9 protein-coding genes are annotated in these 13,285 nt (G+C 62.4%); 7 read left to right on the top strand and 2 right to left on the bottom strand.

All coding sequences use genetic code 11. The features are described from left to right. Window positions 1–203 precede the first annotated feature (203 nt). The 5 genes from F2P45_RS05585 to F2P45_RS05565 all read left to right on the top strand — a co-directional run bounded on the left by F2P45_RS05585 (window position 204) and on the right by F2P45_RS05565 (window position 9,937). Window positions 204–815: a lysophospholipid acyltransferase family protein gene (locus F2P45_RS05585; RefSeq protein WP_166871296.1), complete on the top strand. Its 612-nt coding sequence runs from the start codon at window positions 204–206 to the stop codon at window positions 813–815. A gap of 10 nt (window positions 816–825) precedes the next feature. Continuing rightward, on the top strand, window positions 826–1,758 hold the full coding sequence (locus F2P45_RS05580; protein WP_166871294.1) for a phosphatidate cytidylyltransferase: 933 nt from the start codon (window positions 826–828) through the stop codon (window positions 1,756–1,758). A 621-nt stretch (window positions 1,759–2,379) separates the two neighbouring features. Beyond that, the gene (locus F2P45_RS05575) at window positions 2,380–5,520 is read left to right on the top strand and encodes an alpha-1,6-glucosidase domain-containing protein (protein WP_166871292.1); all 3,141 of its coding nucleotides are present in this window, start codon (window positions 2,380–2,382) and stop codon (window positions 5,518–5,520) included. 180 nt (window positions 5,521–5,700) lie between these two features. Next, window positions 5,701–8,340, top strand: a complete 2,640-nt coding sequence (locus F2P45_RS05570; protein WP_166871291.1) for a TonB-dependent receptor — start codon at window positions 5,701–5,703, stop codon at window positions 8,338–8,340. Window positions 8,341–8,506: 166 nt separating this feature from the next. After that, window positions 8,507–9,937 (top strand): aldehyde dehydrogenase family protein, encoded by a 1,431-nt coding sequence (locus tag F2P45_RS05565; RefSeq protein WP_166871289.1) that lies wholly within the window; start codon window positions 8,507–8,509, stop codon window positions 9,935–9,937. Between the two features lie 65 nt (window positions 9,938–10,002). Here F2P45_RS05565 and ahpF read toward each other — a convergent pair whose 3' ends face one another. Both ahpF and ahpC read right to left on the bottom strand, forming a co-directional pair. Further along, the gene (gene ahpF / locus F2P45_RS05560) at window positions 10,003–11,604 is read right to left on the bottom strand and encodes an alkyl hydroperoxide reductase subunit F (RefSeq protein WP_166871287.1); all 1,602 of its coding nucleotides are present in this window, start codon (window positions 11,602–11,604) and stop codon (window positions 10,003–10,005) included. A gap of 120 nt (window positions 11,605–11,724) precedes the next feature. Further along, a complete protein-coding gene (gene ahpC, locus F2P45_RS05555) occupies window positions 11,725–12,288 on the bottom strand; it encodes an alkyl hydroperoxide reductase subunit C (protein ID WP_166871285.1) in 564 nt (187 codons plus the stop codon). A 327-nt stretch (window positions 12,289–12,615) separates the two neighbouring features. Between ahpC and F2P45_RS05550 the strand changes: the two genes are divergently transcribed. Together F2P45_RS05550 and F2P45_RS05545 are read left to right on the top strand one after the other, a co-directional pair. Next, window positions 12,616–12,852, top strand: a complete 237-nt coding sequence (locus F2P45_RS05550; protein ID WP_166871283.1) for a hypothetical protein — start codon at window positions 12,616–12,618, stop codon at window positions 12,850–12,852. After that, on the top strand, window positions 12,849–13,163 hold the full coding sequence (locus F2P45_RS05545) for an RlpA-like double-psi beta-barrel domain-containing protein (protein ID WP_166871281.1): 315 nt from the start codon (window positions 12,849–12,851) through the stop codon (window positions 13,161–13,163). The genes F2P45_RS05550 and F2P45_RS05545 overlap by 4 nt, the downstream gene beginning before the upstream one ends. Window positions 13,164–13,285: the final 122 nt, after the last annotated feature.

Here is a 13,285-nt window from a genome sequence, read left to right as displayed (position 1 = left end):
GCGCATTCCCTCCAATATGCGGCTCACGAAACGACAACTAATTGCAGATTAGAGCTCTGACCCCGGTTGTGGGAAAAGTTGCACAGGTAAAAATATTAATGTTGATAGACAGTTAAATAACATTTACACTTGGCCGCTTTAGTACCGATTAAAGATACTCGACCGCTGACCGTGTACCGCCAGCCCGAACAGAAAGCCCAACTTTGAACCCCTTTTTCCGCCTGCAGCGCGATATCTTGCTCGGCTTGCAGCGCCTGGTCGTCGGCGGTGCCGCCTTTTACGATGTACCGCCCGTTCATCCCTGCGTCTTTTTCGCCAATCACACCAGCCACCTCGATACCACCGGCCTGCTGGCCGCCATTCCGCCGGCCATGCGCGACCGCACCCGGCCCGTCGCCGGCGCCGATTACTGGAACAAGACCGCCATGCGCCGCTACATCGCGCACACGCTGCTCAATGTGGTGCTGGTCGATCGCGAAAAAGGCGGCGCGGATGCGCTGGTGCCGCTGAAAACCGCGCTCGACCAGCAAGATTCGCTGATCGTCTTCCCCGAGGGCACGCGCAGGGATACGACCCTGCCGGGCGAGTTCAAGTCCGGCCTGTATCACTTGAGCAAAGACCGCCCGACCCTGGCCTTGATCCCGGTGTACCAGCAAAACCTGCACCGCGCGCTGCCCAAGGGCGCGCCGTTTCCGCTACCGCTGCTGTGCCGCTCGCACTTCGGCGCGCCGCTCTACAACGACCGCGGCGAAGACAAGGAAACCTTCATCGCCCGCATGCACCAGGCCGTTTGCGACCTGGCCGATACTTTCTGAAAAGACCCCGATGACTCCCTTATTCATGCTGACCGGCCAGATCCTGCTGGCGATCCTGGTCCTCGCCTCGAGCATCGGCTTCGTGCTGCGGCTCAGGAATCCCGGCAATGCGACCATCGTCAACCTGAACGCCCGCATCAACGCCTGGTGGATCATGGCGGTTGTGCTGTTTTCGGCGCTGGTGCTGGGCCGCTATGTGACGATCGTGGTGTTCGGCTTCGCCTCGCTGATGGCGCTGCGCGAGTTCCTCACCCTCACGCCGACCCGCAAGAGCGATTACTGGCCGCTGTTCATCGCCTTTTTCATCGCCCTGCCGGCCCAGTACTGGCTGCTGTGGACCCAGTGGTATGGCCTGTTCGCGATCATGATCCCGGTGTATATCTTCTTCCTCATCTCGGCCGCCAGCGCGATCAGCCAGGATACCGATGACTTTTTGTCGCGCAACGCGCGCATCCTGTTCGCGGTGATGTTCTGCGTGTACGGCGTGAGCCACGCGCCGGCGCTGCTGATGCTCGACATCCCGAGCTTCCGTGGCCATAACGCCCAGTTGCTGTTCTTCTTCGTCTTCATCGTGCAGATCAGCGATGTGCTGCAGTACATCTTCGGCAAACTCTTCGGCAAGCACAAGATGGTGCCCAAACTGAGCCCCAACAAGACCTGGGAAGGCTTGCTCGGCGGCGGCCTGGCGACGATGGGGATCGGCGCGCTGCTGGCTTTTGTCACACCGTTCACGCCGCTGCAGGCTGCCGGCATGGCCGCGCTGATCGTCATCGGCGGTGTCATGGGCGGCCTGGTGATGTCCGGCGTGAAGCGCTCGCTCGGCGCCAAGGACTGGGGCACCGGCATCGCCGGCCACGGCGGCTACATGGACCGCCTCGATTCGCTCGGTTTCGCCGCCCCGGTCTTCTTCCACATCGTGCGCTGGATCTGGGCACTGCCTTAACGCACCGCCCCCTCCCCGGTGTCGTCTCCCCGGTGTCATGTCTCCCCGGTGTCAGGTCTGACATTCGTCCCCGGTGTCAGGTCTGACATTCGGACACGACCTCAACCGTCCCCGGTGTCAGGTCTGACATTCGGACACGACCTCAACTAATCCTCTGAGGGTCAATCCTCCGGGTGTCCCTCCGGGTGTCTGTCCCTCCGGGTGTCAGGTCTGACATTCGGACACAAGCCCAACCTTCCTCCGGGTGTCTCCTCCGGGTGTCAGGTCTGACATTCGGACACAAGCCCAACCTTCCTCCGGGTGTCAGGTCTGACATTCGGACACAAGCCCAACCTTAAGTACTGTTTTCCGGGCTTTAAAGGCTGAAGTCGTGTCCGAATGTCAGACCTGACACCGGCGGTGGAGCCGGTTTAACGCTGAGGCCGTGTCCGAATGTCAGACCTGACACCGGCGGCGACACCGGCGGCGGTGCAGGCCGATTCGACTTGATATCCATGTAATTCCTGAAACGATGTGTAGTAATATTACATCGGCACTATGCCGATCGCCAGTGGCGCCACAAGAATGACGTATTAAGGACAAGGGCGCCGCTGCACATCCCTCCCTCTTCAGGAGTTGCACATGCATTCTCTAGGTAGTATTACTTCACTCATCCCTTCACGCCTGCTCATCACGAGTCTGTGCGCCAGCCTGCTCGCGGCCTGCGGCGGTTCCGATGCCCCCGGCAGCAGCACGCAGGCACCGGCGACGATGTCGGAATCGGTCCAGCGCGCTTCGGTCTCGATTGCGGCCGTGGCGCCCGGCACCATCCGCATGCATTACCGCCGCACCCAGCGCGATGAAGCGCAGTGGGGCGTGTATTCCTGGTCGGGCCCCGCCAAGCCGAGCGTGGAATGGATCAGGGACCGGTTCATGCTGGCCGCCAGCGATAGCTACGGCGGCTATGTCGACATTGCGGTCGACGCCACCAAAACCAGAATCGACTTCCTGCTTACCGATGGTAGCGGCAACAAGAACTGCGCGAGCGACCAGGCCGGCGATTTTGCTGCGGACATCGCCACCCGCGGCCAGGAGCTCTGGCTGCTCGAAGGCGACTGCAAGGTCTACACCAGCGCCCCGGCAATCAGCTTCGGCAATCTGGCCAACGCCGCCGCGCACTGGCTCTCGCCCGATACCTTGGTCTGGCCCGGCACGCCGCCTGCTGCCAGCTACAAGCTGTTTTACGCGGCCAGCGGCGGCATGGGTTCCGCGCCGGATGGCGTCACCGGCGCCGATGGCAGCATCGCGCTGCGCGTCGCCGGTGCGTTGCCGCCGGCGCTGCAAGCGAAGTATCCGCACCTGGCCGCGTCCACCGCGTTGACGCTGTCCAGCGCCGACCTGGCCGGCCTGCCGGCCAGGGTCAGCGGCCAGTTCGCCATCGCGCAGTTCGATGCGGCCGGCAAGCTGGTACAGGTCACGTCGCTGCAAACGGCCGGCCTGCTCGACGCGTTGTTCGCCCCGGCCGCCGCCAACAGCGCGCTGGGCGCGACCTTCAACCGCGCCGGCGTGCCGACCTTTCGCGTGTGGGCGCCGACCGCCAAGTCGGTCGCGCTCAATGTGTATGCGGACGCCACGACCAGCAGCGCCAGCAGCGTGCCGATGACGCGCGACGGCAGCAGCGGCGTGTGGCACTACACCGCTCCCAACACGGCGTGGACCAACCGCGCCTACTACACCTATACGGTCAACGTGCTGTCGCGCTGGGCGCACAACACGGTGGTCAGCAACGTGGTCACCGATCCGTATTCATTGAGCCTGAACGCCAACGGCCAGCGCAGCTTTGTCGCAAACCTCGACAGCGCGGCGCTGAAACCGGCCGGCTGGGATGACCATGCAATTGCGCGCCTCGACCATCCGACCGATATCTCGCTGTACGAGCTGCAGGTGCGCGATTTCAGCGCCAGCGACATGACCGTACCGGCGGCGCATCGCGGCAAATTCCTCGCTTTCACCGATGTGAATTCGAACGGCATGCGCCACCTGCGCGCATTGCAGCGCGCCGGCATGAGCCACATCCACCTGCTGCCCAGTTTCGACATCGCCAGCGTGAATGAAACCGGCTGCACCACGCCAGCCATTCCGAACGCCGCCGCCAACGCCGAGACGCAGCAGGCCGCAGTCGCAGCCGCCGGCGACAGCGACTGCTTCAACTGGGGCTACGATCCGGTCCATTACAGCGCGCCCGATGGCAGTTTTGCGACCGATGCCAACGACGGCGCGGTGCGCGTGCGCGAGTTCCGCGCCATGATCAAGTCGCTGCACGAACAAGGTTTGCGCGTGACGATGGACGTGGTCTACAACCACACCAGCGGCTCGCAGCAAGGCCCGCTGTCGGTGCTCGACAAGATCGTGCCGACCTACTATTACCGCCTCAACCCGAGCGGCGCGATCATCAACGACAGCTGTTGCGCCGACACCGCCGCCGAAAACGCGATGATGGCCAAGCTGATGACCGACTCCGTGGTCACCTGGGCCACCGGCTACAAGGTCGACAGCTTCCGCTTCGACATCATGGGCATGGCGCCGCTGTCGGTCATCACCGATCTGAAAACGAAGGTCGACCGCGCAGCGCAGCGCGACATCTATCTGTACGGCGAGGCCTGGAACTTCGGCGCGGTCGGCAACGATGCGCGCTTCGTGCAGGCGCGCCAGGCCAATATGTTCGGCACCGGCGTCGGTTCGTTCAACGACCGCTTGCGCGACGCCGTGCGTGGCGGCGGCTGCTGCGATGGCGGGGCCGATCTGATCAGCCAGCAGGGCTTCATCAACGGCGCCTTTACCGACCCGAATGCGACCAGCACGCAAACGAAGGACGACTTGCTGCGCCTGGGCGACTTGATCAAGGTGGGCTTGTCGGGCACCCTGCGCGACTACAGTTTTACCGACCGCGCGGGCGTGCTGCGCAAGAACGCGGATATCGACTATTTCGGGCAGAAGGCGGGGTTTGCGGCCAGTCCGGCGGAGACCATCAACTACGTCGAAGCGCACGATAACCAGACCCTGTTCGACCTGAACGCGTTCAAGCTGCCGCAGTCGACCAGCCTGGCCGATCGCGTGCGCGTGCAGAACCTGGGCGCGGCGATCAACATGCTGTCGCAGGGCGTGCCCTTCTTCCACGCGGGGCAGGAGATCCTGCGTTCGAAGTCGCTCGACCGCGACAGCTACAACGCCGGCGACTGGTTCAACCGCCTCGATTTTGGCTACCAGTCGAATAATTTCGGGGTTGGCTTGCCGATGGCGGGCGTGAACAAGGCTAACTGGGAACTGATGTCGCCGATTCTGGCCAATGCGCTGATCAAGCCCGATATGGCGGCGATTGTGTCGGCGCGCGACTATTTCATCGACCTGCTGGCGATTCGCAAGGACAGCACCCTGTTCCGCCTGCGCAGCGCGAACGATGTGAGCGAGCGGCTCAGGTTTCACAACACGGGGCCGCAGCAGATCGCCGGCTTGATCGCGATGAGCATCGACGGCAAGCGCTATCCGGGGGCGAAGTACGGCAGCGTGGTGACCTTCTTCAATGTGGACAAGGTCGCGAAGCGCATCACGATCGATGAACTCAAAGGGCGCAAGCTGGCGCTGCACAAGGTGCAGCGCAAGTCGAACAACGACCGGCTGGCCAGGACGGCGAGCTACGAGCGCGCCAGCGGTACCTTCAGCATCCCGCCGCGCACGACGGTGGTGTTCGTGGAGAATGGTCCGTTCTGGCAGAACGACGACTAGGCCATCAAAAGTAGCGTCGTCCCCGGCCGTGGCGGGCCGCCAAGGCCGGGGACGACACGGGTGTCGCCGATACCCGGATCGGTATCACCTTCGGCAAAAACATGATTGGAGCATTTCGTGCGCGTCCCCTATTATTCGGGCAAACAAGAGCATCTAGCTCAATAACGATAATGGAGACCCATGAACCATCCCGCCCTCGCCCGTGGCCGCTCCCGCGCGGCCCATCCGATCGTCCTCAAATCGCTGGTCGCTTCCCTGCTCGCCACAGGCATGCTGACGCACCTCTGCGTAGCCGCCCAGGAAGCGATTCCCGCACCGGCTGATACGGCGGTGGTCACCGTCAGCGGCGTGCGCAAGGCGGCGCAAAGCGCGCAGGCGATCAAGAAAAACGCCGACCAGGTGGTCGACTCCATCGTCGCCGACGATATCGGCAAGTTCCCCGACAAGAACGTGGCCGAAATCCTGCAGCGCGTCACTGGCGTGCAGGTCACGCGCGGCGCCGGTGAAGCGGGCACCGTGATCATCCGCGGCCTCGGCGGCGTGGTCGCACTCCTGAACGGGCGCGAGTTCTTCTCCGATACCGGCCGCAGCCTGTACCTGGCCGATGTGCCGGCGTCCATGCTGCAGCGGATCGATGTCTACAAGACCCAGGGCGGCGACCTGCCCGAAGGCGGCACCGCCGGCGTGATCGACGTGCGCACCAACCGGCCGTTCGATTTCAAGGGACGGCAAATCAAGCTGAACGCGCGCGTCGAAAACCGCGACAAGGCCAAGACCAATAATCCCGACGTGAGCGCGATGTTCAGCGACCGCTGGAAAACCGGCATCGGCGAGATCGGCGCGCTGGTCGGCCTGTCGTACCAGCGCGGGCGCTATCATGATGAGGTGGCGTTCGCCGGCTTTCCGCTCCCGATCGACAACGGCATCACCGGCGCCGAGAACTTCGGCCGCTTCATGGGCAACGGCGACCGCAAACGCGAGGCGGGCAATTTTGCGCTGCAGTGGCGCCCGGCGCCAACCGTGGAAGTATTCGCGGAAGGCTTCCGCACGAATATCGACCACCGCTACCAGAACAATTTCATGATCGGATTCCCGCCGCACTTCGCCGGCGCGACCATCACCACCAAGCCGGGCACCAACAATCTCGATACCATCACGCGCCTGAACCAGGATGCGCCGGGCTTTGCGTCGACCCAGGCCTACCAGCACGATGTAAGCAACGAGCAGGTGGCGCTGGGCGCGCGCTGGGATGCCACGCCCAAGCTGCGGTTCACCACCGAAGTGGCGCGTACCGCCAGCTACTTCAAGGAGCGGCGCGTGATTTTCGATTTCGATTACACCGCGCGCGGCTTCGTGGGCGCGGTGCGTGCGGGCGGCGGCTACATGGACTTCCCGGGCACGAACATGGAAAACCCGGACGACGCAAAATTCCGCGTGCGCGGCGGCACCGACATCGCCAACGCGCGCCAGGGCACGTCCAACGACTGGCGCGGCGATGTGGTGTACGACGCCATTGATAACGGCATCCTCGGTTTTGTGAAGGAGCTGGCCGGCGGCGTGCGCCTGGCCGAGCGCAAGGCGTCGTCGCGCGGGATTCGCGATATGTGGTACGACAATAGCCCGCAAAAGGGCGTGCCGGCGAGCCAATTCCCGGGCTTGTGGACCCTGTCGGCGCCGACCGGCGGCAACTATGGCGTGAACCGCTACGTGGTGGCCGACTATAACTACATCCTCGATCACACCGACGTGGTGCGCACCATCCTCACCGGTTCGCCGGCGCAGCTGGAAGACAATCCACTGTCGTACTACAGCGACGTGGAACGCACCTCGGCCCTGTATGCGAAGGCCAAATTCGGCTTCCACATGGGCGTGCCGATCAGCGGCGTGGTGGGCGCGCGCGTGGTGCGCACCGAACAGACGCTCAAGGGCAATTCGTCGATCGTCGGCGTGGTGGCGCCGGTGTCGGTCGATACCAGCCGCACCGACGTGCTGCCGAGTTTTGCGCTGCGCGCGGACCTGCGCCCGACCCTGGTGGGGCGCGTGGTCGCCGGCCGCGCGGTCGAGCGGCCGGCATTTGCCGATTACAATCCGGCGCTGCGTCTGACCGACGGCGTGGCGGCGACCGCGAACTCGTCGGGCATCGTCGGCACCGGCACGGCGGGCAATCCGAACCTGCGGCCGACCAGGTCGGATAATATCGACGTGGCGCTGGAATGGTATTTCGCGCCAACCGGTTCCCTCACCGGGACCGTTTTCAAGCACAAGTTTACCGACCGTTCAGTGGAAAAGGCGGCGCGCGAAATCATCGATGGCCGCGAATACGATGTAACGCGCCGGTACAACCTGTCCAAGGCCAACCTGGAAGGCTTCGAGATGAGCTACCGGCAGTTTTACGACTTCCTGCCGGGGATGCTCAGCGGGCTGGGACTGGAGGCGAACTTCACCTACATCACCGGCAAGCAGACCAACCCGGACGGGCGCGAATCGGCATTCCTGGGGATGTCGAAGACCTCCTACAACCTGGTCGGGCTGTACGAGAAGGAGGCCTGGTCGGCGCGCCTGGCGTACAACTGGCGCTCGAAGTTCATGGCCGAGGAACGCTATCGCGGCAACGACAAGCTGGACTTGTATGTGGCGCCGTTACGCTCGCTGGACGGGTCCTTGTCGTACCGGATCAGCAAGCAGCTGACCGTGACGCTGGATGGGAATAATCTGCTGGACCAGCCGTATCACGATTATTTCAACAAGGACCCGGGTTTGGTGCGCGATACGCGCAGGTATGACCGGGCGGTGGGCCTGGCCTTGCATTACAAGCATTGATCCATTTGATGAAGGCCGGTTGCCGGCGCTCGCGATAAGCGCCGCAATCGGCACAACACCCCCTGATCGGCGCCCTCCCGCCGGCAGCATTGCGCCCGCAATGGTAAGCTCTTGTTTTTTGATAAACACGCATCGCGAGCCCTTGCGAGCCACGTAGAAAGCTTCCATGAAACAGAACTATATCAACGGCGCCTGGGTCGACGGCGCTTCGTCTTCCGCCAACATCAACCCATCGAACACGAACGACATCATCGGTCACTACGCCCAGGCCGACGCGCAGCAAACCGAGCTGGCGATTGCCGCCGCCGCTGCCGCCGCACCGGGCTGGGCGCTGTCCAACATCCAGCTGCGCGCGGACGCGCTCGACAAGATCGGCAGCGAAATCCTGGCCCGCAAAGAAGAGCTCGGCACCCTGCTCTCGCGCGAGGAAGGCAAGACCCGTCCCGAAGGCATCGGCGAAGTCGCCCGCGCCGGCGCCATCTTCAAATTCTTCGCCCAGGAATGCCTGCGCCTGCGCGGCGACAAGCTGCCGTCCGTGCGTCCCAACCTCGACGTGGAAGTCACGCGCGAGCCGGTCGGCGTGGTCGGCATCATCGCACCGTGGAATTTCCCGATCGCCATTCCATCCTGGAAAATCGCACCGGCGCTGGCCTACGGCAACTGCGTGCTGATCAAGCCGGCCGAGCTGGTGCCGGCCAGCGTCTGGGCCTTGACCGAAATCATCAGCCGCGCCGGCCTGCCGCCGGGCGTGTTCAACCTGGTGATGGGCCGCGGCAGCGTGGTCGGCCAGGCCTTCCTGCATGACCGCCGCGTCAACGCGATCAGCTTCACCGGCTCGGCCGCGACCGGCGCCAAGGTGGCGTCCGCCGCCATCGGACGCATGGCCAAGGTGCAGATCGAGATGGGCGGCAAGAATCCGCTGATCGTGCTCAACGATGCCGACCTCGCCACCGCCGTCAACTGCGCGGTGCAGGGCTCGTTCTTCTCGACCGGCCAGCGCTGCACGGCGTCGAGCCGCCTGATCGTCGAAAAGGGCATCTACCCGGCCTTTGTAGCCGCCATGAAAGAAAAACTGGCTGCCCTGACGGTTGGCGACGCGCTCGGCGCCGGCATCGACATCGGCCCGGTGGTCGACCAGAGCCAGCTCGACCAGGATATGGCATACATCGGTATCGGCCGCGAAGAAGGCGCCACCCTGGCCTTCGGCGGCGAACGGGTCGAGTGCGCCACGCCGGGCTTCTTCCTGCGACCGGCCCTGTTTACCGAATGCAGCAACGACATGCGCATCAGCCGCGAAGAAATCTTCGGCCCGGTCGGCATGGTCATTCCTGCCGACAGCTACGAGCACGCATTAGCCATGGCCAACGATACCGAGTTCGGCCTGGCCAGCGGCATCGTCACCACCTCGCTCAAGCATGCGACCCACTTCAAGCGCCACGCCGAAGCGGGCATGGTGATGGTCAATGTGCCGACTGCGGGCGTCGACTACCACGTGCCGTTTGGCGGGCGCAAAGGGTCGAGCTACGGCTCGCGCGAACAGGGCACGTACGCGGCCGAGTTCTTTACCACCGTCAAGACTGCTTACTGCGGCGTGTAAGCATGCAAACAAAAACGCCCGGTCGACACCGGGCGTTTTTGCGGGACAGCGATGCAAACCGGAAATCAGGCCGCTTCCGCCACTTCCTCTTCCTTGGCAACATCAGTCACCACTGGCTGGCGAATCAGGTAATCGAAGGCGGACAGTGCCGCTTTCGATCCTTCGCCCGCAGCGACCACGATCTGCTTGTACGGCACCGTGGTCACGTCGCCGGCGGCAAACACGCCGGGCAGGCTAGTGTGGCATTTGGCGTCGACGACAATCTCGCCGTACTTGCTCAGCTCCAAAGTCCCTTTCAGGAACTCGGTATTCGGCACCAGGCCGATTTGCACGAACACGCCTTCCAGCGCCACGTGATGCTCGGCACCGGTCGCACGATCCTTGTAGCCGAGGCCATTGACCTTCTGGCCATCACCGGTAATCTCGGTGGTCTGCGCATTGACGTGAATGGTCACGTTCGACAGGCTTTTGAGCTTGTTGACCAGCACCGCGTCGGCTTTCAGCGCATCGGCAAACTCGACCAGGGTAACGTGCTGGACGATGCCGGCCAGGTCGATCGCCGCTTCCACGCCCGAGTTGCCGCCGCCAATCACGGCCACGCGCTTGCCTTTGAACAATGGACCATCGCAATGCGGGCAATACGCCACGCCCTTGTTCTTGTACTCGGCTTCGCCGGGCACGTTGACATTCCTCCAGCGCGCGCCGGTCGAGACGATCACGCTGCGCGCCTTGAGCACGCCGCCGTTTTCCATGTGCACCTCGACCAGGCCGCCCGGCGTGGCCGCGGGAACGATGCGCTCGGCCCGCTGCAGGTTCATGATATCGACTTCGTAATGACGAACCTGCGCCTCAAGGGCGGCGGCGAATTTGGGCCCGTCGGTTTCCAGCACCGAGATATAGTTCTCGATGGCCATGGTGTCGTTGACCTGGCCGCCGAAGCGCTCCGCCGCCACGCCGACACGGATGCCTTTGCGGGCCGCATACACCGCCGCTGCCGCGCCGGCCGGGCCGCCGCCGACGATCAGCATGTCGTAGGCGGATTTTTGATTGAGTTTCTTCGCTTCACGGTCAGCCGAATTCACGTCGAGCTTGGCGACCAGTTCTTCCACGGTCATATGACCGGACGTAAACATGGTGTCGTTCTTGAAGACCATCGGCACCGCCATCACCTGGCGCGCCTCGACTTCGGCCGGATACATGCCGCCGTCGATGATCACGGTGCGGATCTTCGGATTGAACACCGCCATCAGGGTCGCTGCCTGCACCACGTCGGGGCAATTGTGGCAGGACAGGGACATGTACACGTCAAAATCCATCGATTCGTCGAGCGCCTTGATGGCGTCGATGACGTCGGGTTCCACTTTGGGCGGATGGCCGCCGGTCCACAGCAAGGCCAGCACCAGCGAGGTGAATTCATGGCCGAGCGGAATCGCGGCGAAGCGCACGCCGTGGGTTTCGCCTTCGCGGGCGATCACGAATGAGGGCTTGCGGCTGTCGGTGCCCGACTCGTCAACACTGACTTTATCGGACAGGCTGCTGATCTCGGCCAGCAGTTCACGCAGTTCGGCACTTTTGTCGCTGTCGTCGAGCGTGGCGATCAGACGAATCGGCGCGCGCAGGTTTTGCAAATAGCCTTGCAACTGGGTTTTTAAGGTGGCGTCAAGCATGTTGATATCCGTAAGAAAGTGCCTTGAATTAAGACCGGGAACCGTCGGGCTGGTTCCCGGTGCGGGGAAGGCAGCGCAAGGCGCCGCGCCCTCCCCGGGGTGTTGCTAGTGCATGACTACTTAGATCTTGCCGACCAGGTCCAGCGATGGGGTCAGGGTTTTTGCGCCTTCGTTCCACTTGGCTGGGCAAACCTGGCCTGGGTTGGCGGCGACGAACTGGGCAGCTTTGAGCTTGCGCAGGGTTTCCTTGACGTCGCGGGCGATGGCGTTGTCATGGATTTCCAGGGTCTTGATGACGCCTTCCGGGTTGATGATGAAGGTGCCGCGCAGCGCCAGGCCTTCTTCTTCGATGTGCACGCCGAAGGCGCGGGTCAGTTTGTGGGTTGGATCGCCAACCAGCGGGAACTGGGCCTGGCCGACGGCAGGCGAGGTCTCGTGCCAGACTTTGTGCGAGAAGTGGGTGTCGGTGGTGACGATGTACACTTCCGCGTTGGCTTTCTGGAACTCGGCGTAGTTCTGGGCTGCATCTTCGACTTCGGTCGGGCAGTTGAAGGTGAACGCGGCAGGCATGAAAATCACGACCGACCACTTGCCCTTCATCGACTCGTTCGAGACTTCAACAAATTTGCCGTTGTGGAAAGCTTGGGTTTTGAACTCTGGAACTTGCGTATTGATCAGCGACATAGATATCCTCGTGCGTGGTTTTGTGGGTTAAGAAAAACTATCGAATGAGAAGCTCTCATTGGTTTCTATGATACGACAAGATAGGCCGGACACCTCATTGTTTGTATTAATGAGGGTCATTGGGAATTTTGTATGAGGCCGAGCATGGAGCTGGCGAAAGTGACGGCTTTCCCCGTGGTTGAGGGCGCGCTTCGATGCGCGCACGCGCAGGGACATGATAGTATGTACCCACGATGTAGAGAATTCGGTAAGGATAGAAGCCCGACGTGCTGATGCTTACCAGCGAAAGCCTGTGCTGCTGTTCGATTGCCACGCCGGGAAGTCGCCATGACAATGGAGGACGACATGGTCCGTAAATCACAAAAAACCGTCACACTGACTAAGCAACATGGTGAAAAAGCGCTCAACGACGTTCCGCCTGCACCGCTGGCATCCGCAGGGTTCAGCGAGCTGACTCTGCGCGCGCTTGAAGAAAATGCCTTACGGGCTTGCACAACGCCCCCGCAGCCGATGTCAAAAGACGACTTTGATCGTCTTCTGGATGAAGCAAGAGATGCTTCTTGATGCCCTATCCCGCGTTTGCCCGGTTTGATCTATCTGGCTCGATATTTTCGCGTCAGCTGAACAAATTGATGGCCGATGACCTCGTGCTTTACAGACGCGTGTTGCGAGCATTAAAAGCGCATACAGAATCTCCCTGGCACGAATTTGCAGAGGCGACCTCTGTCGACTTCTATGAGGCATCTTTCGACGGGTCGTATACGATTATTGGATTTGATCTGCTGGACGGCGAGGTCAGACTGACGGCCCAGATTATCGACGACGTGATTGTCATCGGTGCCTTTCACAAGCCGATCATTCATGTTGCCACCTGATACTGCATCCTTCTGACTAGTTTCCCCTGCCGAATTTGCCGATCATCGTTCCAGGGGCTGCCATTCGTCCAGAATCGGTGCGCATTGCCCTGCACCCCAGCACGAAAGCGGTAAATGGCGTC

Origin of the sequence: Massilia mucilaginosa, assembly GCF_011682145.1 — a bacterium.
GTDB classification, from domain to species: domain Bacteria; phylum Pseudomonadota; class Gammaproteobacteria; order Burkholderiales; family Burkholderiaceae_D; genus Telluria_A; species Telluria_A mucilaginosa.
The sequence above is the reverse complement of the archived record's forward strand: the minus strand, read 5'-3'. Positions and strand labels throughout refer to the sequence as shown.